The organism is Mesorhizobium sp. L-8-10, from assembly GCF_016756635.1.
In the GTDB taxonomy this organism is placed as follows: Bacteria; Pseudomonadota; Alphaproteobacteria; order Rhizobiales; family Rhizobiaceae.
This window is the reverse complement of sequence record NZ_AP023263.1, coordinates 333778-354113: the sequence shown is the minus strand read 5'-3', so window position 1 is coordinate 354113 and position 20336 is coordinate 333778. Positions and strand designations below refer to the sequence as shown.

At 65.3% G+C, this 20336-nt stretch carries 25 protein-coding genes; 12 read left to right on the top strand and 13 right to left on the bottom strand.

The window, feature by feature from the left end; all coding sequences use genetic code 11:
- The first annotated feature begins 87 nt into the window (after positions 1 to 87).
- Together JN280_RS01555 and JN280_RS01550 are read left to right on the top strand one after the other, a co-directional pair.
- The gene (locus tag JN280_RS01555) at positions 88 to 588 is read left to right on the top strand and encodes a GNAT family N-acetyltransferase (protein ID WP_202309793.1); all 501 of its coding nucleotides are present in this window, start codon (positions 88 to 90) and stop codon (positions 586 to 588) included.
- Positions 589 to 684: 96 nt separating this feature from the next.
- Positions 685 to 1320 (top strand): trimeric intracellular cation channel family protein, encoded by a 636-nt coding sequence (locus JN280_RS01550; protein WP_202309792.1) that lies wholly within the window; start codon positions 685 to 687, stop codon positions 1318 to 1320.
- Here the strand turns inward: JN280_RS01550 and JN280_RS01545 are convergent.
- A complete protein-coding gene (locus tag JN280_RS01545; protein ID WP_202309791.1) occupies positions 1317 to 2309 on the bottom strand; it encodes an adenosine kinase in 993 nt (330 codons plus the stop codon). The genes JN280_RS01550 and JN280_RS01545 overlap by 4 nt on opposite strands.
- A 316-nt stretch (positions 2310 to 2625) precedes the next feature.
- Between JN280_RS01545 and JN280_RS01540 the strand changes: the two genes are divergently transcribed.
- Entirely contained in the window at positions 2626 to 3348 is a 723-nt protein-coding gene (locus JN280_RS01540) for a sulfate transporter family protein (RefSeq protein WP_202309790.1), read from the top strand.
- Here JN280_RS01540 and JN280_RS01535 read toward each other — a convergent pair whose 3' ends face one another.
- The gene (locus tag JN280_RS01535; RefSeq protein ID WP_202309789.1) at positions 3349 to 3582 is read right to left on the bottom strand and encodes a YdeI/OmpD-associated family protein; all 234 of its coding nucleotides are present in this window, start codon (positions 3580 to 3582) and stop codon (positions 3349 to 3351) included. It abuts the gene before it with no gap.
- A 140-nt stretch (positions 3583 to 3722) separates the two neighbouring features.
- Here JN280_RS01535 and JN280_RS01530 point away from each other — a divergent pair, with 140 nt between their 5' ends.
- On the top strand, positions 3723 to 4175 hold the full coding sequence (locus tag JN280_RS01530; protein ID WP_202309788.1) for a DUF2214 family protein: 453 nt from the start codon (positions 3723 to 3725) through the stop codon (positions 4173 to 4175).
- Here the strand turns inward: JN280_RS01530 and nth are convergent.
- Positions 4169 to 4969: an endonuclease III gene (nth, locus tag JN280_RS01525; protein WP_202309787.1), complete on the bottom strand. Its 801-nt coding sequence runs from the start codon at positions 4967 to 4969 to the stop codon at positions 4169 to 4171. The two genes, JN280_RS01530 and nth, sit on opposite strands and share 7 nt — an antisense overlap.
- A 21-nt stretch (positions 4970 to 4990) precedes the next feature.
- Here nth and JN280_RS01520 point away from each other — a divergent pair, with 21 nt between their 5' ends.
- The 5 genes from JN280_RS01520 (at position 4991) to JN280_RS01500 (ending at position 9798) form a co-directional block, all read left to right on the top strand.
- A complete protein-coding gene (locus JN280_RS01520) occupies positions 4991 to 5485 on the top strand; it encodes a DUF2244 domain-containing protein (protein WP_202309786.1) in 495 nt (164 codons plus the stop codon).
- A 187-nt stretch (positions 5486 to 5672) separates the two neighbouring features.
- The gene (locus JN280_RS01515; RefSeq protein WP_202309785.1) at positions 5673 to 6551 is read left to right on the top strand and encodes a methylated-DNA--[protein]-cysteine S-methyltransferase; all 879 of its coding nucleotides are present in this window, start codon (positions 5673 to 5675) and stop codon (positions 6549 to 6551) included.
- Positions 6552 to 6669: 118 nt separating this feature from the next.
- Entirely contained in the window at positions 6670 to 7572 is a 903-nt protein-coding gene (locus JN280_RS01510; protein WP_202309784.1) for a ribokinase, read from the top strand.
- Positions 7573 to 7582: 10 nt separating this feature from the next.
- A complete protein-coding gene (locus tag JN280_RS01505) occupies positions 7583 to 9028 on the top strand; it encodes an amidase (RefSeq protein WP_202309783.1) in 1446 nt (481 codons plus the stop codon).
- A 155-nt stretch (positions 9029 to 9183) separates the two neighbouring features.
- Positions 9184 to 9798, top strand: coding sequence for a LysE family translocator (locus JN280_RS01500; protein WP_202309782.1), 615 nt, complete (start codon positions 9184 to 9186; stop codon positions 9796 to 9798).
- A 17-nt stretch (positions 9799 to 9815) separates the two neighbouring features.
- Here the strand turns inward: JN280_RS01500 and JN280_RS01495 are convergent, their stop codons facing one another.
- The 3 genes from JN280_RS01495 to JN280_RS01485 form a co-directional block, all read right to left on the bottom strand.
- The gene (locus JN280_RS01495) at positions 9816 to 10280 is read right to left on the bottom strand and encodes an aminoacyl-tRNA deacylase (RefSeq protein ID WP_202309781.1); all 465 of its coding nucleotides are present in this window, start codon (positions 10278 to 10280) and stop codon (positions 9816 to 9818) included.
- Positions 10277 to 11701, bottom strand: coding sequence for a tryptophanase (locus tag JN280_RS01490; protein WP_202309780.1), 1425 nt, complete (start codon positions 11699 to 11701; stop codon positions 10277 to 10279). The genes JN280_RS01495 and JN280_RS01490 overlap by 4 nt, the downstream gene beginning before the upstream one ends.
- A 76-nt stretch (positions 11702 to 11777) precedes the next feature.
- Complete coding sequence (locus JN280_RS01485; protein WP_202309779.1) at positions 11778 to 12617, bottom strand: AraC family transcriptional regulator; 840 nt, start codon at positions 12615 to 12617, stop codon at positions 11778 to 11780.
- 35 nt (positions 12618 to 12652) lie between these two features.
- Here JN280_RS01485 and JN280_RS01480 point away from each other — a divergent pair, with 35 nt between their 5' ends.
- The gene (locus JN280_RS01480; RefSeq protein WP_202309778.1) at positions 12653 to 12835 is read left to right on the top strand and encodes a hypothetical protein; all 183 of its coding nucleotides are present in this window, start codon (positions 12653 to 12655) and stop codon (positions 12833 to 12835) included.
- Positions 12836 to 12847: 12 nt separating this feature from the next.
- Here JN280_RS01480 and JN280_RS01475 read toward each other — a convergent pair whose 3' ends face one another.
- The gene (locus JN280_RS01475) at positions 12848 to 13789 is read right to left on the bottom strand and encodes a nucleoside hydrolase (RefSeq protein WP_202309777.1); all 942 of its coding nucleotides are present in this window, start codon (positions 13787 to 13789) and stop codon (positions 12848 to 12850) included.
- Between the two features lie 125 nt (positions 13790 to 13914).
- Between JN280_RS01475 and JN280_RS01470 the strand changes: the two genes are divergently transcribed.
- Positions 13915 to 14340, top strand: coding sequence for an Hsp20 family protein (locus JN280_RS01470; RefSeq protein WP_202309776.1), 426 nt, complete (start codon positions 13915 to 13917; stop codon positions 14338 to 14340).
- Positions 14341 to 14412: 72 nt separating this feature from the next.
- Complete coding sequence (locus JN280_RS01465; RefSeq protein WP_202309775.1) at positions 14413 to 14670, top strand: BQ00720 family protein; 258 nt, start codon at positions 14413 to 14415, stop codon at positions 14668 to 14670.
- A gap of 82 nt (positions 14671 to 14752) precedes the next feature.
- On the opposite strand, the gene ptsN is transcribed toward JN280_RS01465, so the two are convergent.
- The 6 genes from ptsN to lptC form a co-directional block, all read right to left on the bottom strand.
- Positions 14753 to 15217 (bottom strand): PTS IIA-like nitrogen regulatory protein PtsN, encoded by a 465-nt coding sequence (gene ptsN / locus JN280_RS01460; protein WP_202309774.1) that lies wholly within the window; start codon positions 15215 to 15217, stop codon positions 14753 to 14755.
- A 72-nt stretch (positions 15218 to 15289) separates the two neighbouring features.
- The gene (gene hpf / locus JN280_RS01455) at positions 15290 to 15865 is read right to left on the bottom strand and encodes a ribosome hibernation-promoting factor, HPF/YfiA family (protein WP_202309773.1); all 576 of its coding nucleotides are present in this window, start codon (positions 15863 to 15865) and stop codon (positions 15290 to 15292) included.
- A gap of 487 nt (positions 15866 to 16352) precedes the next feature.
- Positions 16353 to 17864, bottom strand: a complete 1512-nt coding sequence (rpoN, locus tag JN280_RS01450; protein WP_202314443.1) for an RNA polymerase factor sigma-54 — start codon at positions 17862 to 17864, stop codon at positions 16353 to 16355.
- A 313-nt stretch (positions 17865 to 18177) separates the two neighbouring features.
- Positions 18178 to 18993, bottom strand: a complete 816-nt coding sequence (gene lptB, locus JN280_RS01445) for an LPS export ABC transporter ATP-binding protein (protein ID WP_202309772.1) — start codon at positions 18991 to 18993, stop codon at positions 18178 to 18180.
- A complete protein-coding gene (locus JN280_RS01440) occupies positions 18994 to 19569 on the bottom strand; it encodes an LptA/OstA family protein (protein WP_202309771.1) in 576 nt (191 codons plus the stop codon).
- Complete coding sequence (lptC, locus tag JN280_RS01435) at positions 19559 to 20302, bottom strand: LPS export ABC transporter periplasmic protein LptC (RefSeq protein WP_244742782.1); 744 nt, start codon at positions 20300 to 20302, stop codon at positions 19559 to 19561. The genes JN280_RS01440 and lptC overlap by 11 nt, the downstream gene beginning before the upstream one ends.
- Positions 20303 to 20336 lie beyond the last annotated feature (34 nt).

Genomic DNA, 20336 nt, shown 5'->3' with positions numbered 1-20336 from the left:
CGAATAGGGAGTAGCGAATAGGGAAGAACTCGGGGAAGATTGACCGCGAGGAATTCGCATTCTCTATCTACTCGCTGCTCGCTTTCTATGGTCGATCTTCTGGTCACTTACATGGAGATGATCTCTCCGCCGTCGCTGCCGCCAGTCGAGGCGCCCGGCGCGGGCGTCCGCGTGGCCCGCGAGCGCCTGTCGCGCCCTGCCTATCTCGATATCTACAGGGCTGTTGGCGAAGCGGTTCAGTGGGACCAGAGGCTGCGCATGGATGCGGCGACGCTCGACGGTCTGCTCGCCGAGCCCTCGAACCCCGTCTATGTGCTGCGGGCCGAGGGGCGTCCTGTCGGGCTTTGCGAATTCGCTGACTTCGGCGGCGACACTGTCGAACTCGTGCATTTCGGCCTGGTGCCAGAGGCGCAGGGCAGGGGGCTCGGCCGCTACTTGCTGGACGGTGCACTTCGCGCCTGCTGGGCCTTGTCGCCGCAGCGGGTCTGGTTGCACACCGATACCAACGATCATCCGCGCGCCGTCGCCACCTACGAGAGGGCAGGCTTCAGACCTTATCTGCGGCGCCGGGAGAGTTTTCCCGACTGATCGGCGGCTCCTGCGTGGCGATCGTCGGCAGTTCACGCAGCCCCCTATCACCCCTTCCGCCCTTCGGCTAACAGTAGGGAGGGAGGCGGCGCCGGCATGAACCTGACGCTTTTTTTCGACTATGCCGGCGTGGCGGTGTTCGCCGCAACCGGCGCGCTGGCTGCCTCGCGCAAGCAACTCGACATCATCGGCTTTCTTTTTCTGGCGGGCGTCACCGGCATCGGCGGCGGCACGCTGCGCGACGTCATGCTCGACGTGCCGGTGTTCTGGGTCAGGAATTCCGGCTATCTGCTGGTCTGTGCCGCCGTAGGGATCCTGGTCTTCTTCACGGCACATCTCGTGGAGTCCCGCTACAAGCTGCTGTTGTGGCTCGATGCGCTCGGGCTTTCCGCCTTTGCCGTGCTGGGCGCCCATAAAGGGTTGGCTGCGACCGGTTCCTCCGTCGTCGCCATCGTCATGGGCATGCTGACGGCCACCTTCGGCGGCATCATGCGCGACCTGCTTGCCGGCGAGCCCTCCGTGCTGCTGCGGCCGGAAATCTATGTCACCGCGGCCATGACGGGCGCTGCCGCCTACACGGTGCTGGCTCATTTTGCGGGCGTTCCCGCCATTCCCGCCGCGGCGATCGCCTTTGCCGCCGCCTTTGCCGTGCGCGGCGGCGCGCTGCACTTCGGCTGGACTTTTCCGCCCTACAAAGGCCGTCCCGGCCGAAGGCCGGAGGACATAAGTTAGAGCAAACCGGTCTGCTGGGCTTCCACTTTGAGATTCTTGTGCGGGCGCGGGCCGATATGCTGGATCACCAGGCCGGCGGCGAGCGAGCCCAGGTCGCCGCACTCCTTCAGGCTGCGGCCCGTCGTGTAGCCATGGAGGAAACCGGCGGCATAGAGGTCGCCTGCCCCCGTGGTGTCGACGAGTTCGCGAATCGTCGTCGCCTGGATCGGCACGGTCTCGTCGCCGCGCACGATGATCGAGCCCTTTTCCGAGCGCGTGACGGCGGCGATCTTGCAGTCCCTGCGGATTGCGGCCAGCGCCTCTTCGAAGGAAGAGGTCTGGTAGAGCGACTTGATCTCGTGGCTGTTGGCGAAGACGATGTCGACCGTGCCCGAGCGCATCAGATCCAGGAACTCGTCGCGGTAACGATCGACGCAGAAACTGTCGGACAGCGTCATCGACACTTCGCGGCCGGCGGCGTGGGCGTGCCGCGCCGTCAGCCGGATCGCTTCCTTGGCCCGCGGCGGATCCCAGAGATAGCCTTCGAAATAGGTGACCTTGGCCCCCTTCGCCTTGTCGGCCTCGACATCCTCCGGTCCGAGCTCCACGCAGGCGCCGAGATAGGTGTTCATCGAACGCTCGCCGTCGGGCGTGACGAAGATCATCGAGCGCGCGGTCGGCGGGTTGCCTGATAGCGGCATGGTATCGAAGGCGACGCCCTGGGCACGGATGTCGTGGGTGAAGATCTCGCCGAGCGGATCCTGCGAGACCTTGCCGAAATAGGCCGCGCGCCCGCCGAAGCTCGCGACGCCGGCTGCCGTATTGCCGGCGCTGCCGCCCGACGCCTCGATCGCCGGGCCCATGCGGCTGTAGAGCAACTGGGCGCGATCGGCGTCGATCAGGTTCATCGCACCCTTGATGATGCCGTTCTCGGTGAGGAACGATTCCTCGCATTGGGCAATGATGTCGACAATGGCATTGCCGATGCAAAGGACGTCGTAATCGGCCATCGACCTCTCCAGGAACCTAGAGCAATTCCAGCAAAATGCGCAGCGGTTTCGCATTCGGAATTGCGTAAAAACAATAAGATAGAGCATTTCCGCCACTCGGAGAAAGGTGGAAACGCTCTAGGCGGCAAAGCTATCTGCCATGCCGGCCACGCGCGGGTCCAGCCCTGCATCTTCCGCACCCGGCCGGCGGGCCGCATGCGGTGTGGAAAACGCGGGCTATCAGGCTTCCTGCATTTTGCAAGCGCAGAACTTCCACCCTTCTTGCAGCATGATGACGCGGCCCCTATCTGGCGGCTGACCAAAGCGGGATGTGGATATGATCTTCGAGGCCGCGCGCGCCGCTCTTCTGCGCCTGTTCACGCCGGAGTTCCGGGGCGTTTTCTTCAAGTCGCTCGGCCTGACGCTGCTTGCGCTGGCCGGCCTCTGGTTCGGGCTGAAGGAGGTCTTCGACTGGCTGGCTTTGCCATGGATCGACCAGCTCCTGCCGGGCTTTCCGTCCTGGGCCGGCTGGCTGACCTTCATCGCGGCGATCCTGGCCGGCATTGGCCTGGCGCTCGGGCTCGCTTTGCTCGTGGCGCCGGTCACCGCGATCGTCGCCGGATTGTTCCTCGACGACGTGGCCGAGGTGGTCGAGCGAACCGATTATCCGAACGACATGCCCGGCAAGCCGGTGCCCTTGCTGCGGTCGATCTTGCTGTCGCTCAAATTCTTCGGCGTCGTCATTCTCGGCAACATCGTGGCGTTGCTGCTCCTGCTGATGCCGGGCATCAACATAGCGGCCTTCTTCCTCGTCAACGGTTATCTGCTCGGTCGCGAGTTCTTCGAATTCGCCGCCATGCGGTTCCGGCCCGAGGCCGAGGCCAAGGCGCTCAGGCGCAAGCATGCGGGCACGGTCTTCCTGGCTGGGCTGCTGATCTCTGTTTTCCTCGCAATCCCGCTCGTCAACCTGCTGACGCCGCTCTTCGCCGCTGCCATGATGGTGCATCTGCACAAGATGGTATCGGCCGAGGAAACCGCGCTGCGGCCAGGCCGGGCTTGATCAGCGGCCGGCGCGCCAGGCCATGTTCATGTAGACGTCGCCGCGCTTCAGCTCGTCGATCATCTGGGCGAGGCGCTTCCGGCGGGCCGCTTCCCGCTTGGGGCTGGCGATCCACCAGAGATGGTCGTTCTTCTGGTAGTCCGGCCTCGCTTCGCAAGCTTCCATCAACGCGTCCTCCAAAAGGGCGCCGCGGACGAAGTCGGGCATCGGATTGCGGTCGCGTTTCAGGGCCATGCGGAGAACATCGGCAATCGGCTGATATCCGTCAACCGAGGGTCCTTCGCTCCCGACAGACGGCTGTCGGCTGCCGGCCGGTGACCGTGTAAGGATATGAATCGCGATTCCCGCCGATCCCATCAGCTCAGGACCCAGCCATGGAAACCGACCTCGTTCTGGCGATTGCGCACCATTTCGCCGTCTTCCTGCTCGCCGCCGTCCTCGCGGTGGAATTCGTGCTCATCCGCCCAGGTCTGGCAAAGGGCGACCTCGCTTTGCTCGCCAATGTCGACCGTGCCTATGGCGGTCTCGCGGTCCTGATCATCCTGATCGGAATCGGCCGTGTGCTCTTCGGTCTCAAGGGGTGGGAATATTACGTCTACTACTGGGCCTTCTGGGCCAAGATGGCGGCCTTCGCGGCGGTCGGCCTGCTTACTGTCCCGCCGACGATGCGCATCCTGCGCTGGCGTAGCCAGGCTGCGGCGACATCAGGCTATGTCGTGCCGGAATCCGAGATCGCCGGTCTGCGCGGCTATCTCAAAGGTCAGGTTGTGTGCTTCGCCTTGATCCTGGTCTTCGCCGCGACCATGGCCCGCGGCGTCGGTTACTGACCGGCCTGGTGTACCGCTTCGGCCGTCACTTCGACCGGCGGGAGCGGTACCAGCGGCGCGGCGACCGAACTCGTCTTGTCAGGCCATTTGCAGAGATCGGCGATCACGCAGAGCTCGCAGTCGGGTTTGCGCGCCTTGCACACGTAACGCCCATGCAGGATCAGCCAATGATGCGCATGGCGCATATAGTCGTCGGGGATGATCCTGATCAGCTCCTGCTCGACCTCCTCCGGCGTTCTGCCCGGGGCGAGCCCGATGCGATTGCCGATGCGGAAGATATGCGTGTCGACGGCCATGGTCTTCTCGCCGAAAGCCATGTTGAGCACGACATTGGCGGTCTTGCGCCCGACGCCGGGCAGCCTGGTGAGCTGGTCGCGGTCGGCGGGAACCTCGCCGCCATGGTCCCGGATCAGGGCTTCCGACAGCGCGATCACGTTCTTGGCCTTGTTGCGCCAGAGCCCGATGGTCCGGATATATTGGCCGACTTTCTCCTCGCCGAGCGCGAGCATCTTCTGCGGCGTGTCGGCGATCGCGAAGAGCGGCCGCGTCGCCTTGTTCACGCCCGCGTCGGTGGCCTGGGCCGACAACACCACGGCGACCAGCAAGGTGAAGGCGTTGACATGTTCCAGTTCGCCCTTCGGCTCAGGCCGCTGGATGGCGAAGCGCCGGAAGATTTCGCGCACTTCATCTGATGTGTAGAGCGAGCGCGGCCGGGCCGGACGCCGTTTGTCGTTGGCACCTTTCGGGCGTGACGCAGCGTCGCTGGATCGCTTTGGGGTATTGGGCTTTTGCATGATCCCTCTATAGTCGGTGCCATGAGCGAGACAAACGCCTCATTCGCCGCCGACGAACCGTTTTTCCGGGCGCTTCTGACGCCGCACCGGTCGCTCGGGCGCACCGGTTTCATGATCTTGATGGGTGCGCTGCTCTTCGGCTGGATGGTGACCGGGGCAATCTTCTTCGCGCACGGCGCATGGCCCGTGTTCGGCTTCTTCGGCTTCGACGTGCTCCTGGTCTATGTCGCCTTCCGCCTCAACTATCGTTCCGGCCGCGCTCGCGAGGAGGTGTCGGTGTCGCGTACCAGCCTCGACATCCGCAAGATCGCTCCCTCCGGGCGCACCGAAGCCTTCCAGTTCAATCCCTTCTGGGCGCGATTCTCAGTCTCCCGCCATCAGGAGATCGGTATCACCGGCATGGCGGTGGAAGGTCAGGGCAGGAACGTGCCGATCGGCAGTTTCCTCAACCCCGACGATCGCGAGAGTTTCGCCACCGCCTTCTCCGTCGCGCTGGCCAAGGCGAAGCGTGGGTAGCGTCGCGAAAAAATAATTCTGGGTTGCAGGAAACGGGTGGAGAGCGGCCCGACGAAGGACGATATTCGCGTTCCAAAGCAATTCCAGCAAAAGTGCATAGCGGTTTTGCGTCCGGAATTGCGTAAAAACAAAGAGTTAGAGCAATTCCGCGACCCGGAGAAAGCGGAATTGCTCTAGGAGATTTGCCATGAACGCACAGACAGCAATCCTCAAGAACGATATCACGCCGGCCGGCGGCGACTACGAGACCGTGCGCCGCGTCATCGAGAAGATCAGCCTCGATTTTCGGGATCAGCCCTCGCTGGAGACCTTGGCCGCCGAGGTGGGAGAGACCCCGACCGGGCTGCAGAAGCTCTTCACCCGCTGGGCCGGCCTCTCGCCGAAGGGCTTCCTCCAGGCTGTCACGCTCGACCACGCGCGCCGGCTGCTCGATGCGGGCATGCCCTTGCTCGAAGCCTCTTTCGAGGTCGGCATGTCGGGCCCGGGACGGCTGCACGACCTCTTCGTCACCCATGAGGCGATGTCGCCAGGCGACTACAAGACCCGCGGCGCCGGCCTCACCATACGCTACGGCTTTCATATCTCGCCCTTCGGCGTGGCGCTCGTCATGGTCACCGAGAGAGGGCTCGCAGGCCTCTCCTTCAACGACGCGGGCGAGGAACGCGCGGCCTTCGCCGATATGAGCGGCCGCTGGCCGAATGCGACCTATGTCGAGGACATGTCGGCCACCGCGCCCTATGCGGCGCGCATCTTCGACCCGGCGCGGTGGCGCTCCGACCAGCCGCTGCGTGTCGTGATGATCGGCACGGACTTCCAGGTCCGCGTATGGGAAGCGCTGTTGAAGATCCCGATGGGCAAGGCGCGCACCTATTCCTCCATCGCGGCGGAGATCGGCGCTCCTACGGCCAGCCGCGCGGTCGGCGCGGCGGTCGGCGCCAACCCGATCTCCTTCGTGGTGCCCTGCCATCGCGCGCTGGGCAAGTCAGGCGCGCTCACCGGCTATCATTGGGGGCTCACCCGCAAGCGGGCGATCCTCGGCTGGGAGGCCGGTCAGGTCGGTGCCTGACGCCTCGGGATGCAGGCCGGAGCCGGGCCTTCGTCCCCGCGCATCGTGCGTTCCTAAAATCGATTTCGATTTTCGGGCCGATGCGATAGCTTCCGGGCAAATCACCGGGAGGCTCTAGTTGATCACCATTATCGGCTCCATCAATCTCGACCTGATCGCGACCGTGGACCGGTTGCCGGCTCCCGGCGAGACGGTGCCGGGCAACGGCTTCGGCACGGCGCCGGGCGGCAAGGGCGCCAACCAGGCGCTGGCCGTGGCGAGAGCCGGCGGCAAGGTCCGCATGGTCGGTGCGACGGGCCGAGACGCCTTTGCCGGTGAAGCATTGGCGCTGTTGAAGGCGGGCGGCGTCGATCTATCGCAGGTCAGGGAAACCTCGCAGCCGACGGGCACGGCCTTGATCCTTGTCGGGGGCGACGGCGAGAACATGATCGCCGTGGTGCCGGGCGCAAATGCCCAGGTCGGCGCCGCAGCTGTCGCCGGCATCGTCTCGGGCGACCATATCCTGCTGCAGCACGAGATCCCGCTCTCCACCGTCGAGGCGGCGCTCGACGCCGCGCGCTCGGCCGGAGCCGTCACCTTGCTCAACACGGCGCCGTTCCGGGCCGAGGCCGCCGCCTTCGTGGGCAAGGCCGACTATGTGGTCGCCAACGAAACGGAATTCGATCATTATGCCGAGGCGCTGAATCTCGCCGGCGACAGCCGCGAGCAGCGCATGCGCAGCTTTGCGGCATCCACCGGCCGGACGGTTGTCGTGACCCTTGGCGGCGAGGGCGTTCTGGCGGCGACGCCGGACGAATTCTTGCGGCTCGACGCGATGAAGATCACGCCGGTCGACACCGTCGGCGCCGGCGACACCTTCTGCGGCTATCTCGCGGCCGGCCTGTCGGAAGGGCTTTCCTTGCGCGAGGCACTGCGCCGAGCCGGGACTGCAGGCTCGCTCGCCTGCCTGAAGCCGGGAGCGCAACCGTCGATCCCGTCGCGCTCCGAGGTCGACGCGGCCCTTGCTTCCCAGGCCAGTTGAGGAGGGCATAATGGATCGGCCGGCAACGAAGCACGATATTCCGCAAGCGGGCGAGATCTGCCGTCTCCCGGCGGTCGATCTCGCGGAGCGGATCAGGCGGCGGCATCTGTCGGTCCGCGAGGTGGCGAACGCCTTCCTCGACCGCATCGACGCGGTCAATCCCCACGTCAACGCCATCGTGTCGCTGCGCGACCGTGATCCCATCCTGCGGGAGGCCGACGCTGCCGATGCGGCACTGGCTGCGGGCGCGCCCGCCGGCGCGCTGTTCGGGCTGCCGATCGCGGTCAAGGACCTTGCGCTCACCCAAGGCCTCAGGACGACCTTCGGTTCGCCGATCCTTGCAGAATTCGTGCCCGACGAGGACGACTTCTTCGTCGAGCGCATGCGTGCGGCCGGCGCCATCATCATCGGCAAGACCAATGTCCCGGAGTTCGGCCTCGGCTCCAACACCTATAACAATGTGTTCGGGCCGACGCTCAACGCTTTCGATCCGGCCTGGACGGCCGGCGGCTCGAGCGGCGGCGCTGCCGTGGCGCTGGCGCTCGACATGGTGCCCGTTGCCGACGGCAGCGATTTCGGCGGCTCGCTGCGCAACCCGGCTGCCTACAACAATGTCTACGGCTTCCGGCCCACACAGGGCCTCGTGCCGGCAGGGCCCATGAACGAGATCTTCCTGTCGCAGATCGGTATCGAAGGACCGATGGGCCGCAACGTCCGTGATGTCGCGCTGCTGCTCGGCGTGCAGGCGGGCCACCATCCACGTGCGCCGCTGTCGCATGACGGCCCCGGCTCCTATCTTAACCGTCTCGATGGGGCGCAGCCCGGCGGCCGCATCGCCTGGCTCGGCGATCTCGGCGGTCATCTTGCCGTCGAGGACGGCATCCTGGCGCTCTGTGAGGCGGCCTTGGCGCGCTTCGACGGCTTTGCGACCGAGCCGGTGGTTCCGCCGTTCGATTTCGAAGCGCTGTGGAGCGCGTTCAAGACCTTGCGCCATGCCACCAGCGGCTGCAGCCTCAAGCTCCACTATGATGATCCGGCCAGGCGCGGACTGCTGAAGCCCGAGGCGGTGTGGGAGGCGGAAGGCGCCGCGCGGCTCACCGCGCCGGAGGTCTATGCCGCCTCGACCGTACGCTCGTCCTGGCACGAGACCGTGCTCAGGCTGCTCCAACGCTACGACCTTCTCGCTCTGCCGACCGCCCAGGTGTTCCCCTTCGCCGTCGGGACGCATTGGCCGCGCGACGTCGCCGGCCGTACGATGGACAGCTACCATCGCTGGATGGAGGTCTCCGCCCCGGCCTCGATGGCGGGCGCGCCGACGGTCAATGTGCCGGTCGGCTTCGATGGACTCGGCCGCCCGATGGGCATGCAACTGATCGGCCGTCCGCGCGGCGACCTCGCGGTGCTGCAGGCGGCGGCCGCCTATGAGCGGACGGTATCCTCGCCGGCCGGAGCCTGAGCCGATCCGGGCTACGCTCCCCGGCGTGGCGACGCACGGCCGAGCGCCGGCAGGCACTCAGCCGAAGGCCCGACGTGCCCGGGCTCTGGACGAAAGTCGGAGGTCGTGCATTGTTCTCGCCATGGCTCGCGGCGTCGAGCCCACGGAGGAAAGACATGTCGCTCGAACTCTTCGCCGCTTATCTGGCCGCCTGCCTGGTCATCATGCTGGTGCCCGGACCAAACGTCACCCTGATCATCGCCTCCAGCATGCGTCACGGCACGCGCGCCGGGCTGCTCAACATTGCCGGCGGTCAGCTCGGCCTGGCCGCGAGCATCGCCGTGGTCGGCGTCGGCCTCGCCTCGGCGATCGAGGCCGCAGGGCACTGGTTCGAATGGATCCGGCTCATTGGCGCGGCCTATCTGGTTTGGCTGGGCTTCCAGATGTACCGCTCGGGGGCAGGCACCGATCCCGACGGTGCGCCCGCACGGTCGCGCAGCGGCTTCTTCGTGCAGGGTTTCCTGGTTGCCGTCAGCAATCCGAAGACCCTGATCTTCTTTGGCGCCTTCTTCCCGCAATTCATCGATCCGGCCGGCAACTATGCCCTGCAGATCACGGCAATGGGCATCGCGACCCTCGTCTTCGCCGCGGTCACCGACAGCTGCTATGCGCTGGCGGCCGGTCGTGCGGGCAGAGCCCTCACCGCCGGCCGCATGAAGCTCCTGTCCCGCATCGGCGGCGGCTTCCTCATCGGCGGCGGGCTCTGGCTGGCATTTTCCAGGGCAAGATAGCCGGAAGGCCGGCGGGATCACGCCTGCCTGGAGAAGTCACCGATCTCGGCTGCTGCAACCGACAGCCAAGCCTCGGCCGGGATCACCAGGGTCGCCGTGTTGCGGCCGCTGCCGCATATGATCTCGTCCAGGACCAGAACCTGGCGGTCGACGAGCACGCGCGCGCCGTTGATCGGCAGGGGCACCATGCCGCCCGCCTCCATGTCGAGGCTTGCCAGCACTTCGTCCGGCGCGGCGAGCTTCAGGTCGGCGCGCCGCATGCGCAGCCCATCGGCGATGCGCTTGTAGTCGGCACGGTCGCCGGCGCGAAGCGCCACGATCGCCAGCCCGTCCGGCAGACCGAAGGTCAGCCCCTTCACCATCCGCGCGGGGTCGAGGGTCAGTATCTCCCTGGCTTCCTCGAAAGAGATGAACGGCCGGTGTTCGACGACGGAAAAGGCGACACCATGCGTTTCCAGGAACTGTCTCACCAGCGGGCTCATGCGTCGGCCATCTCCATGCTCGCGGGCGCGGCCGCGGCCCACTGGAACGTGGCGGTGAAATGGCGCAGCACCGGCGGCTCGTAAGTGAAATCGACCCCTCTGATCCGATCGGCGCGTGCCGCGACCGCGATCAGCGCGTCGGCAACATAGTCCATATGGTCGTTCGTATATACACGGCGCGGAATGGTGAGCCGCATGAGTTCGAGAGGCGATTCCTCCTGCAGCCCGCTGAGCGGGTCGCGGCCGAGCATGAGCGAGCCGATCTCGACAGCCCTGACACCGGCTTCCAGGTAGAGCTCGCAGGCGAGCGCGTGGGCCGGGAACCGCTCGGCCGGGATATGCGGCAACAGCGCCGCGGCGTCGACGAAGACGGCATGGCCGCCGGTCGGATACTGGATGGGAACGCCGCCGGCGCGCAGTCTGTCACCCAGATAGGCGACCTGGCCGATCCGATAGGAGAGGTAGTCGGTGTCGACCGCTTCGTTGAGGCCGATGGCGAGCGCCTCCATGTCGCGCCCGGCCAACCCCCCATAGGTGATGAAGCCTTCCATCGGCACGCAGCGCACCTGGACAGCGCGAAACAAGTCGGCGTCGCTGCGGAAGGCGCAGACGCCGCCGATATTGACCAGCCCGTCTTTCTTGGCAGACAGCGTGATCACGTCGCCGTAGCATGCCATTTCGCGCACGATGTCGCGGATCGAGCGCTCGGCGTAACCCTCCTCGCGCCGTTTGACGAACCAGGCGTTCTCGGCGAAGCGGGTGGCGTCGATGATGACGGGTATGCCGAAATCGCGCGCATAGCCCGCCACGGTCCTCAGATTGGCCATGGATACTGGCTGCCCGCCCGCACTGTTGCAGGTCAAGGTCGCGACGATCCCGGCGATGTTGCGCGGACCATGGAATTCGATCGCCTGCACGAGCGCTTCCAGATCGAAATTGCCCTTCCAGTCATGCGGCCTTGTCGTGTCGAGGGCCGCCGGCGTCAGCACGTTGACCGCCTTTGCGCCGGCCAGTTCGACATGCGCCTTCGTGGTGTCGAAATGATAGTTGGAGATGAAAACCGGGTGAGGCGACCCACGTCGCTTCACCAGTTCCGGGAACAGGATCTGCTCGGCGCCCCGACCCTGATGCGTCGGGATGGTGTGGGGGTAGCCGAACAGTTCGGCCACCGTTTCGGCAAGCCGATGGAAATTGCGGCTTCCGGCATAGGCCTCGTCGCCCAGCATCAGCCCGGCCCACTGCCGGTCGCTCATCGCCCCCGTGCCGCTGTCGGTCAGGAGGTCGATGGTGACGTCCTCGCTCCTGAGCAGGAAAGGATTGAGCCCGGCCGCGTCGAGCGCGGCCTCGCGATAGGGCCGGTCGGTCATCCGGATCGGCTCGATCATCTTGATGCGGAACGGTTCGGCAATGCGCCTGGTCATCGGACATGCTCCATGGTTGCGGCGCAGCGGCCGCCTGGTTTGATACAGAGGTGAAGATCTTGCGGCCGGCCGCGGCCTAGTGCCTGACGTCCCGTCCGGCGAAGGCCGCCCGGAAGGCGCCCGGCGTCACGCCGACACGCGCCTTGAAGATCCGGTTGAGATGCGCCTGGTCGCTGAAGCCCGTGGTCATGGCGACGGACAGGGGATCGGCCCCGCGCCGCAGCATATCTTTCGCGGCATCGACGCGGCGGTTCACGAGAAAGGCGTGCGGCGTGAAACCGGTTGCCCGCCGGAAGGCCCGGATCAGGCGCTGACGGGGCAGGCCGGCAGCCCGCGCGAGATCGTCGAGCGTCCGCCTCTCGGCGAAACCGTCCGACAGGAGAGCCACGGCCTTCCCTACGGGTCCGGCTTCGCTGCCGGCGACCGGAAAGCGGATCCCGGCATGCCGCGAGAGGCAATAGGCATAGGCGTGAACGAGGGCTTCTTCCGCCTCGAGCGCGCTGCAGCCGGCTTCCCAGCGGCGATGTGCGTCAAGGAAGAGGGCTGCGCCGGCGGGATCGTGCACGATCGGAGCAGCGAAACTCGGCGTGCTGGCGCGGTCGAAACCCAGTCCTTCGGAAGCGATTTCGCGTATCAGCGACACCGAGGGGTAGCTGACGCGATAGCTGAAACCGTCGCGCCGCGGGCTGCCGTCATGGACGTCGTGCGGATTGTAGAGTGTCAGGTCGTCGGCACGGGCCTCGTGCTGGCGGCCCCGGATGAAGATCCCGCCGGTCCCGTGCGCCAGCGCGCCGATGACGAACGTGTCATGTGCGTGCGGCGCGTAGTGGTAGCTGTGGAAGGTCGCAGACAGACATTCGACCGCCCCGACGGGAGCGGTGAAATATCTGGCTTCTTCGCACCGGTTCGGCTGCATCGATGGCTCCCAGTCTGATTTCGGGAGAGACTATCATGCGCGCCGGGCAGGGTATTGAACAAAGGTATCGGCCACCAGAGTGCTGCGTGTCCGAATGGACGCGCAAGGGTCTGCCGCTATTAGGTGCCGCATCACGCTTTCCGAAAATCGAGACGATTTTCGGGCCGATGCAGCAGCGCGAAAGCCACGCGGCCCGGAGGGGCCGCGCCGGCGATTGAGGTCGCGTGATACTACAGCTTTCCCAGCCGCTCCACCAGCAGCGCGAAGAACCCGTCGTGATCTATGTCGCGCATGACGAGGGCGTTCTTCGGCCGCTTGGTGACGCCCCACCAGTCGACGACGGTCATGCCCATGGTCAGTTCGGACGCGGTCTCCACCATGACGTTGCATTCGCGGCCCTTGAACAGTTCCGGCTTCAGCAGATAGGCGATGACGCAAGGGTCGTGCAGGGGGCCGCCGTCCGTGCCGTATTTACCCTCGTCGAAGCGCTCGAAGAACTCCAGCATTTCGGCCGTGGCGGTGCCGACGCGGGTGCCGAGCGCGCGGAAGGCGGCGATGCGCTTGGCGGTCGTCAGGGCCTTGTGGGTGACGTCGAGCGGCATCACAACTGTCGGCACCCCCGACGTGAAGACCACATCGGCCGCGTGCGGGTCGACATAGATGTTGAACTCGGCGGCGGGCGTCACGTTGCCGCCCTCGAAGAAGCCGCCGCCCATCAGCACGATCCGCTTGATGCGCGGCGCGATCCTCGGCTCCCGGATCATCGCCAGCGCGATGTTGGTGAGCGGGCCGAGCGGGCAGAGCGTTACCGTACCGGGCGCTTCGGCCATCAGCGTCCGCACGATGAAGTCGACGGCATGTTCGTCCACGAGCTGCATCGTCGGTTCAGGCAGTTCGGGGCCGTTGAGGCCGGTCTTGCCGTGAACTTCCTCGGCGGTCACGAGTGGGCGCACCAGAGGCCGGATGGCCCCGGCGAAGACCCTGGTTTGCGGCTTGCCGGCCAGTTCGCAGATCTTTCGGGCGTTCTTCTCGGTCAGCGCCAGCGGCACGTTTCCGGCGACCGCCGTGATGCCGAGAACCTCGATCTCGGGGCTTGCCAGCGCCAGCAGGATCGCCACGGCGTCGTCCTGGCCGGGGTCCGTATCGATGATGATCTTATGGCTGGTCGGCATGCTTGTCCTCTCTGTGGGGTGGCGCGGTTCCGTCTTGAACTTCGCGGCGCGGCGGACCATATCAGCAGTAACGGGAAGAATGCCATCCGGGTTTTTCCCTTCTGTCGCTCTTCTGGAGGACTGTAATGTCGCGTATGACGCCGTTTTCGAGCCCGCTTCTTCTGGGCTTCGACGCCATGGAAAAGACGCTGGAGCGCCTGGCGAAAACCGGCGATACCTATCCGCCCTACAATATCGAGCGGCTTCGGGCCGGCGAAGGCAAGGGCGAAAGGCTGCGCATCACGCTGGCGGTCGCCGGCTTCTGCGATGACGATCTTGAGGTCGTCACCGAGGAAAACCAGTTGGTCGTGCGTGGTCGCCAGAGCGATGACACCGAGCGCGAATATCTGCATCGCGGCATTGCCGCGCGGCAGTTCCAGCGGACCTTCGTGCTCGCCGACGGCATGCGTGTGCTTGCCGCCGAGCTGAAGAACGGCCTCCTGTCGATTGACCTCGACCGGCCGGAGCCGGAAAGACTGGTACGGAAAATAAACATATCGGTGAAAGACTGATCCGGTCCTGGACCGGAACCGATTGGCTCTATTGCGGGTTGGTTTAGGACGCCCCGCGTGAAGGAGGCTGAAATGACTGGCAGCGAAACAAGATTGACGGTGACCGAGGCGCAACTCGCCCATCTGGGCGAGGGTCAGGTCGCTTATCTCCGCAAGGTTTCCAGCGACGACCTGCGCGGGCGTTTCCCGGGGCTGACCAACATTGCGCCGGGGCTCGAAGTCTGGGCGCTGTTCGCGGCGAATGGGCAGCCGATCCTGCTCTCCGATGAGCGCGACCGCGCTCTGGCAGGTGCTTTCGAGAACGAACTGGTCCCGGTCAGCATCCACTGATACCAACTGCCGGCAGTTGGTATCAAACGACGAAGGGCGGCATCGCTGCCGCCCCCGAACGGTTTATCCTACACGATCCGTTTCAGGCCGCGTGTGAAGCCGGCGTTTCCGACAGGAGCGCATGGATCGCCGCGGCGTCGCGCGTGCCGCGGATCTTCGCCACCGTATCGCCGTCGCGAAGGACGCGCGCAATGCGCGACAGCGCCTTGAGGTGATCGGCGCCGGCACCCTCCGGCGCCAGCAGCAGGAACACGAGATCGACCGGCTGGTCGTCCAGAGCTTCGAAATCGACCGGCTGGTCGAGCCGCGCGAAGACCCCGGTGATGCGTTTCACGCCAGGCAGCTTCCCGTGCGGTATGGCGATGCCGTTTCCGACGCCGGTCGAGCCCAGCCTTTCGCGCTGCAGGATCGTGTCGAACACCTCCCGCTCCGGAATGCCGGTGATGCCGGCGGCCTTTTCGGCGAGGAGTTGCAGGAGCTGCTTCTTGGAATTGGCTTTCAAGGCCGGCATGATCGCCGAAACCTCGATCAGGTCGCTGAGATCCATTTTTGTGGCATCCTTTGACTTCCCGGCGGGCCGGATGGCCCCACGCCCGCGGCCCGCCCGGGATTGTTCTCGCTATCCGTTGGCGGTCTTGGCCGATGAAGGATCGATCCAGCCGATATTGCCGTCGGAACGACGGTAGACGATGTTGACCTCGTCACTGCCGGCATTGCGAAACACCAGGACGGGGCTGTCCTTGGCGTCGAGTTCGATCACCGCGTTGGCGACCGACATGGTTTTGAGCGTCAGCGTCGATTCGGCGACGACGGCCGGCGCATAGTCCTCCGGCACTTCCTCGTCTTCCTCTGCGACCGGCGCCATGACCGTATAGGCTATGGGCGTGTTGTTCTGGCCGTTGGGATGGGAGCGCAGCCGGCGCTTGTAGCGCCGCAGCCGCTTTTCGAAGCGGTCGGCGGCAGTATCGAAGGCAAGGGTCGGCTCTTGCGCTTCGCCGGTCGCCTGTAGCTCCATGCCGGAATCGAGGTGGATCATGCAGTCGGCAGAAAACCTGAAGCCGGACTTCTCCACGGTGACGCGGCCGGAGTAGCCGCCATCGAAATATTTGCTCACGAGTTCGGCGATTCGTCCTTCGATGCGGCCGCGGAAGGCGTCGCCGATCTCCATCTGTTTTCCGGAAACACGCAGGCTCATCTGAAAACCGACCTTCCCTGTCCAGACTTCGAACTGTTGCGAGTTTATACCTGTGGCCGGGGCGCACAAGGTTTGCGGCGACGACAGCGCCGATTTCAAGCCCGAACGTTCTGGTTGATGACAACCCTTCTCGAGGGGATGTTGTTTCGCATGGGCTCGTCTCGCCCGTCTCTTGCGGGCGGGCTTCTAGTCACTTCACGCGAAATTGTCAACGAAGCCGGTTTTCTGCGGGTTCCGGCCATATCCGACGGCCGGGCCGCCCTTGAGTTGTCCCCTTGCAGGCGTGCTGGCGTCCACCGGAGATCGTACTGGGCGCGGCGTTCTCGCGCGATCTCGATCTTCGCTGGAAACGTGTCCGACGTTTTCCGACAAGAACCTGCGTCAATGGAAGCTGACGGGCAGGTCAAGCGTGGGCGAAGCCACGCGAGCCTGCTCGGGGAAATCCGATGCGCGATCAAGGAGATGGGGCGGCGGCTGTGATCGCATTTCAGCGGCCGGCGGCGGCCGTCGCGCGCTTTTCACGTCGCCGCTGCACGGAGGACGGGATGTTCATGGCTTCGCGGTACTTGGCCACGGTGCGACGGGCGATGTCGACGCCGCTTTTCCTCAGGATATCCACAATCGTGTCGTCGGACAGGACATCGGCCGGCTTCTCATCCTCTATCAGCCGGCGGATCCTGTCCCGCACCGCTTCCGAGGAATGCGCCTCGCCGCCTTCGGCCGACGCGATTGCGGCGGTGAAGAAATAGCGCAGTTCGAAGACACCGCGCGGGGTGAGCATGTATTTGTTGGCCGTGACCCGGCTCACGGTCGATTCGTGCATGCCGATCGCATCCGCGACGGTGCGCAGGTTGAGAGGCCTGAGATGGCGCACGCCGTGCACCAGGAAGGCATCCTGCTGCTTCACGATCTCGGAGGCGACCTTCAGGATGGTCTTGGCGCGCTGGTCGAGGCTGCGGGTCAGCCAGTTGGCGCTCTGCAGGCACTCGCCCAGGAAGTCCTTCTCGGCCTGGTCCCTGGCCCTTGCGCTGACCTTGGCGAAATAGGCCTGGTCGACCAGAACGCGCGGCAGGGTGTCGGGATTGAGCTCGATCGCCCAGCTTCCGTCGCTGGCCGGGCGGACAAGCACATCGGGCACGATCGTGTCCGCCGCGCCGCTCGTAAAAGCCTGACCGGGACGCGGGTCGAGGGACCGGATCTCGGCGAGCATGTCGACGAGGTCCTCCTCGTCGACGCCGCAGATCCGTTTCAGCGACTGGAAGTCGCGCCGGGCGAGCAGGTCGAGATTGCCGATGAGCGCCTCCATGGCCGGGTCGAAACGGTCGCGTGCGGCGAGCTGTATCGCCAGGCATTCGGCGAGGTCGCGCGCGAAGATCCCGGGGGGATCGAAGGTCCGGCACGTCGCCAGCACGGCTGCGACGGCGGTGCCGTCCGCCCCGAGCCGTTCGGCCACCTCATCCAGATCGGCCCGCAAATAGCCTGCCTCGTCCAGTTCGTCGGCGAGTTCCGCCGCGATCAGCCGCGATGCCAGGTCGGCGAAGGCGAAGGAGATCTGCTCGCAGACATGATCCCTGAGCGTGACGGCGGCCGCTGCCATGTCCTCCGGATCGAAGCCGTTCTCGGCCGATCCCGTGCCGCTTGCCGATTTCCACTGAGCCGACAGATCGGGGCCGAGCCGGTCGGTGGTGCCGGGATCGTCCGGAAAAATGTTCTCCAAAGAAGCGTCGAACTTGTCGGCCATGGCCTCGGCGCTCAGTCCCGTCTCGGTCCCGGCGAACCAGTCGGCCTCGGGCGAAGGGGCTTCGTCGCCGCCGAGGGGCTCGGCAGGAGCATCGTCGCGCTCCGCGCGCTCCAGAAGGGGGTTACGTTCGATCTCTTCGTCGACGAAACGCTCGAGCTCGATATGGGTGAGCTGCAGCAGCCGGATCGACTGCATCAGCTGCGGGGTCATCACCAGCGACTGCGACTGGCGAAGCTGCAACCTGCCCGCAAGCGAGATCATCTCGGCTCGTTTCTCCCCGAATAGCCTCCGTGACCGCAAAGGCGACCGCGGTCACGGTATTTTTTGCCCCGAGGGATGAAACTGGCCCAGCTCTTGCTTGTCAAGCAGATTGCCTTGCCCGTTCGGATATACGCGCCTTGCTCGCGGGCAAGACGGTCATTGAGTCGTGGCCAACTGTCCGACGACGCACCCAAAGGTCAGCGCCGGCCCGGGCGTGATGCCTGGACCCGGATAGGCGCCGGCCATGGAAGCCACGCTGCCACAGGGGTGACACGCGATCCTTCGGCAGACGAATCCCCGTCAAGCCGCACTAAAGCGTGAAAGCCTCGCCGAGATAGAGCCGGCGCACGTCGGCATTGGCGACGATGTCGGACGGATGGCCGTGCGTGAGAACCTCGCCGGCGTGGATGATATAGGCCCGGTCGATAAGGCCAAGCGTCTCGCGCACATTGTGGTCGGTGATCAGGACGCCGATGCCGCGCGCGGTCAGATGCCTGACCAGTTGCTGGATGTCGGCCACAGCGATCGGATCGATGCCAGCGAAGGGCTCGTCGAGCAGCATGTAATGCGGCTTGCTGGCAAGGGCCCGGGCGATCTCCAGGCGTCGTCTTTCGCCACCCGACAGCGCGATGGCCGGTGACTTTCTGAGATGCGAGATGTGGAACTCGTCGAGTAGCGCGTCGAGCTCCTTTTCGCGCTCCTTGCGGCTCTTCTGAACCACCTCCAGCACCGCGCGGATGTTGTTCTCCACGGTCAGCCCGCGGAAGATGGACGCTTCCTGGGGCAGATAGCCGATGCCGAGCCGCGCCCGTCGATACATCGGCATCGAGGTGACATCGAAGCCGTCGATCTCGATCGTGCCCTGATCGACCGGCACCAGGCCCGTGACCATGTAGAAGCAGGTGGTCTTGCCGGCGCCGTTGGGACCGAGCAGCCCGACGGCCTCGCCGGCACGCACGCCGAGCGACACGCCGCTCACCACCTGGCGGCCCTTATAGGCCTTGGTCAGGCCGCGCGCGATCAGTGTGCCCTTCAACTGCTCGGCGTTCTTCGCCAGGGCGGGGCCGGAACGCGTCTTTGCGGACCGGCCTCTCAGCCGGGCGAGAAACGAGTGTGTTGTCGCCATTTACTGGCCTTGGGCCGCGGGCTGCTTCTGCGGGGTGAGCGACATGATCACCCGGCCGGTGCCGCCGCCTGGCTTGTCGCAGCCGTCGAAATTGGCCTCGCCGGACTTCATGTGCACCGTCAGCTTGCAGCCGACCAGAACATTGGGGCCATCGGTCAGAACCACCTTGTCGCCGGTGAGAGTAAGGATTTCCTTCTTCATGTCGAAGGTGCCGTGGTCGCCGGTGGCTTCCTGCGTCTCCGACTTCACATAGACCTTGTCGTCGACCTCCAGCTTGTCGATGTTGGCCGAGCCGGTCGCCGCCGAACCGGTGCCTTTTGCATAGAACACGGTCATCTTGCCGGCCTTCAGGAGGGTCTTGCCCTGCACGACGGTGACGTCGCCGCTGAACACCGCCATGTTCTCGTTCTGGCGCACCTCCAGCTTGTTGCTCTCGATCTGGATCGGCTGGTTGCCTGAGAGCTGCAGCCCCGGCACCTGTGTCTGCGTCGTCTGGGCGTACGCAGCGCCCGCCGCTGCCGTCGTCAATGCCAGCCCGGCCGCCCCGCCGACCCACAAAGATGTCCTACCCGCCATTGGTCTCTCCGGTGGTTCCCTGGCTGGTCTGCAGCCGCCCCGGCGCAATCTCCATGCGCACTCTTTTCTCGAATATCAAAACCTTGCCGTTTTCAAGCACGGTCATCGAATCGGCCGCAATTTGTGTGCCGTTGGTTTCGATGTCCACGGGGGCGTTGGTCTTCAGGTTGCCTTTTCCGATATCGAACAAGGCCTTGCTGAATTTGGCGGTCATGCCGTCCGTGGTCTTTATCAGCACGTCGGTCGTGAAGTGGATCGTGTTCTTGTCGCGGTTGTAGACACCGCGCGGCGCCTCGATCGTGGCCCAGCTGTCGGCGTCGAGCGGCAGCTTCGCCTTGATCGTGTCGAGTTCGAAGACGCCCGACGACTTCGCATTCTGCACGGCGCGCGCCGCCGTCATCAGATAAGGCAGCTCGCCCTTGGTGAAGCCTTCCAGCTTGGGGTTGGCCATCACCAGCTTGCCGTCGGCGAAGGAGCTCTTCGTCACGTCGAAGCTCACCTGGGCGGGCGTGGACCACCATGAATAGGCGACGAATCCTCCGGCGAGGGCCAGCGCCAGCACCGGCAGGACGAATTTCAGGAATCGGACCCGGCGCGAATGGTGCTGCGCCTTGCGGAACACGTCGGGCCGATGGCCCGTGCCGCCTTTCGTTCGTTCCGCTGCCGGATCGCTCGGTCGCCCCGTCATGGCCGAAGCCCTTCCGGCCGGGGTGTTCATCGTCGCCGCTGCCATGCGTTCAGATCCGTATTGTGCGCGAGGCCCCTCA

Coding starts and splice junctions, on each gene's coding strand:
- ptsN (WP_202309774.1), bottom strand. CDS start 15,217: ATGGATCTCAGCGACCTGATCGAGGTTTCGGCGATCATGCCGGCCTTG.
- nth (WP_202309787.1), bottom strand. CDS start 4,969: ATGCAAAAGCCCAATACCCCAAAGCGATCCAGCGACGCTGCGTCACGC.
- lptB (WP_202309772.1), bottom strand. CDS start 18,993: ATGGCGACAACACACTCGTTTCTCGCCCGGCTGAGAGGCCGGTCCGCA.
- JN280_RS01535 (WP_202309789.1), bottom strand. CDS start 3,582: ATGGCCCTGAAACGCGACCGCAATCCGATGCCCGACTTCGTCCGCGGC.
- JN280_RS01500 (WP_202309782.1), top strand. CDS start 9,184: ATGTCGCTCGAACTCTTCGCCGCTTATCTGGCCGCCTGCCTGGTCATC.
- JN280_RS01495 (WP_202309781.1), bottom strand. CDS start 10,280: ATGAGCCCGCTGGTGAGACAGTTCCTGGAAACGCATGGTGTCGCCTTT.
- lptC (WP_244742782.1), bottom strand. CDS start 20,302: ATGGCAGCGGCGACGATGAACACCCCGGCCGGAAGGGCTTCGGCCATG.
- JN280_RS01480 (WP_202309778.1), top strand. CDS start 12,653: ATGCGCGCCGGGCAGGGTATTGAACAAAGGTATCGGCCACCAGAGTGC.
- JN280_RS01440 (WP_202309771.1), bottom strand. CDS start 19,569: ATGGCGGGTAGGACATCTTTGTGGGTCGGCGGGGCGGCCGGGCTGGCA.
- JN280_RS01540 (WP_202309790.1), top strand. CDS start 2,626: ATGATCTTCGAGGCCGCGCGCGCCGCTCTTCTGCGCCTGTTCACGCCG.
- JN280_RS01520 (WP_202309786.1), top strand. CDS start 4,991: ATGAGCGAGACAAACGCCTCATTCGCCGCCGACGAACCGTTTTTCCGG.
- JN280_RS01550 (WP_202309792.1), top strand. CDS start 685: ATGAACCTGACGCTTTTTTTCGACTATGCCGGCGTGGCGGTGTTCGCC.
- JN280_RS01470 (WP_202309776.1), top strand. CDS start 13,915: ATGTCGCGTATGACGCCGTTTTCGAGCCCGCTTCTTCTGGGCTTCGAC.
- JN280_RS01465 (WP_202309775.1), top strand. CDS start 14,413: ATGACTGGCAGCGAAACAAGATTGACGGTGACCGAGGCGCAACTCGCC.
- JN280_RS01485 (WP_202309779.1), bottom strand. CDS start 12,617: ATGCAGCCGAACCGGTGCGAAGAAGCCAGATATTTCACCGCTCCCGTC.
- JN280_RS01530 (WP_202309788.1), top strand. CDS start 3,723: ATGGAAACCGACCTCGTTCTGGCGATTGCGCACCATTTCGCCGTCTTC.
- JN280_RS01555 (WP_202309793.1), top strand. CDS start 88: ATGGTCGATCTTCTGGTCACTTACATGGAGATGATCTCTCCGCCGTCG.
- JN280_RS01475 (WP_202309777.1), bottom strand. CDS start 13,789: ATGCCGACCAGCCATAAGATCATCATCGATACGGACCCCGGCCAGGAC.
- hpf (WP_202309773.1), bottom strand. CDS start 15,865: ATGAGCCTGCGTGTTTCCGGAAAACAGATGGAGATCGGCGACGCCTTC.
- JN280_RS01490 (WP_202309780.1), bottom strand. CDS start 11,701: ATGACCAGGCGCATTGCCGAACCGTTCCGCATCAAGATGATCGAGCCG.
- JN280_RS01505 (WP_202309783.1), top strand. CDS start 7,583: ATGGATCGGCCGGCAACGAAGCACGATATTCCGCAAGCGGGCGAGATC.
- JN280_RS01545 (WP_202309791.1), bottom strand. CDS start 2,309: ATGGCCGATTACGACGTCCTTTGCATCGGCAATGCCATTGTCGACATC.
- JN280_RS01515 (WP_202309785.1), top strand. CDS start 5,673: ATGAACGCACAGACAGCAATCCTCAAGAACGATATCACGCCGGCCGGC.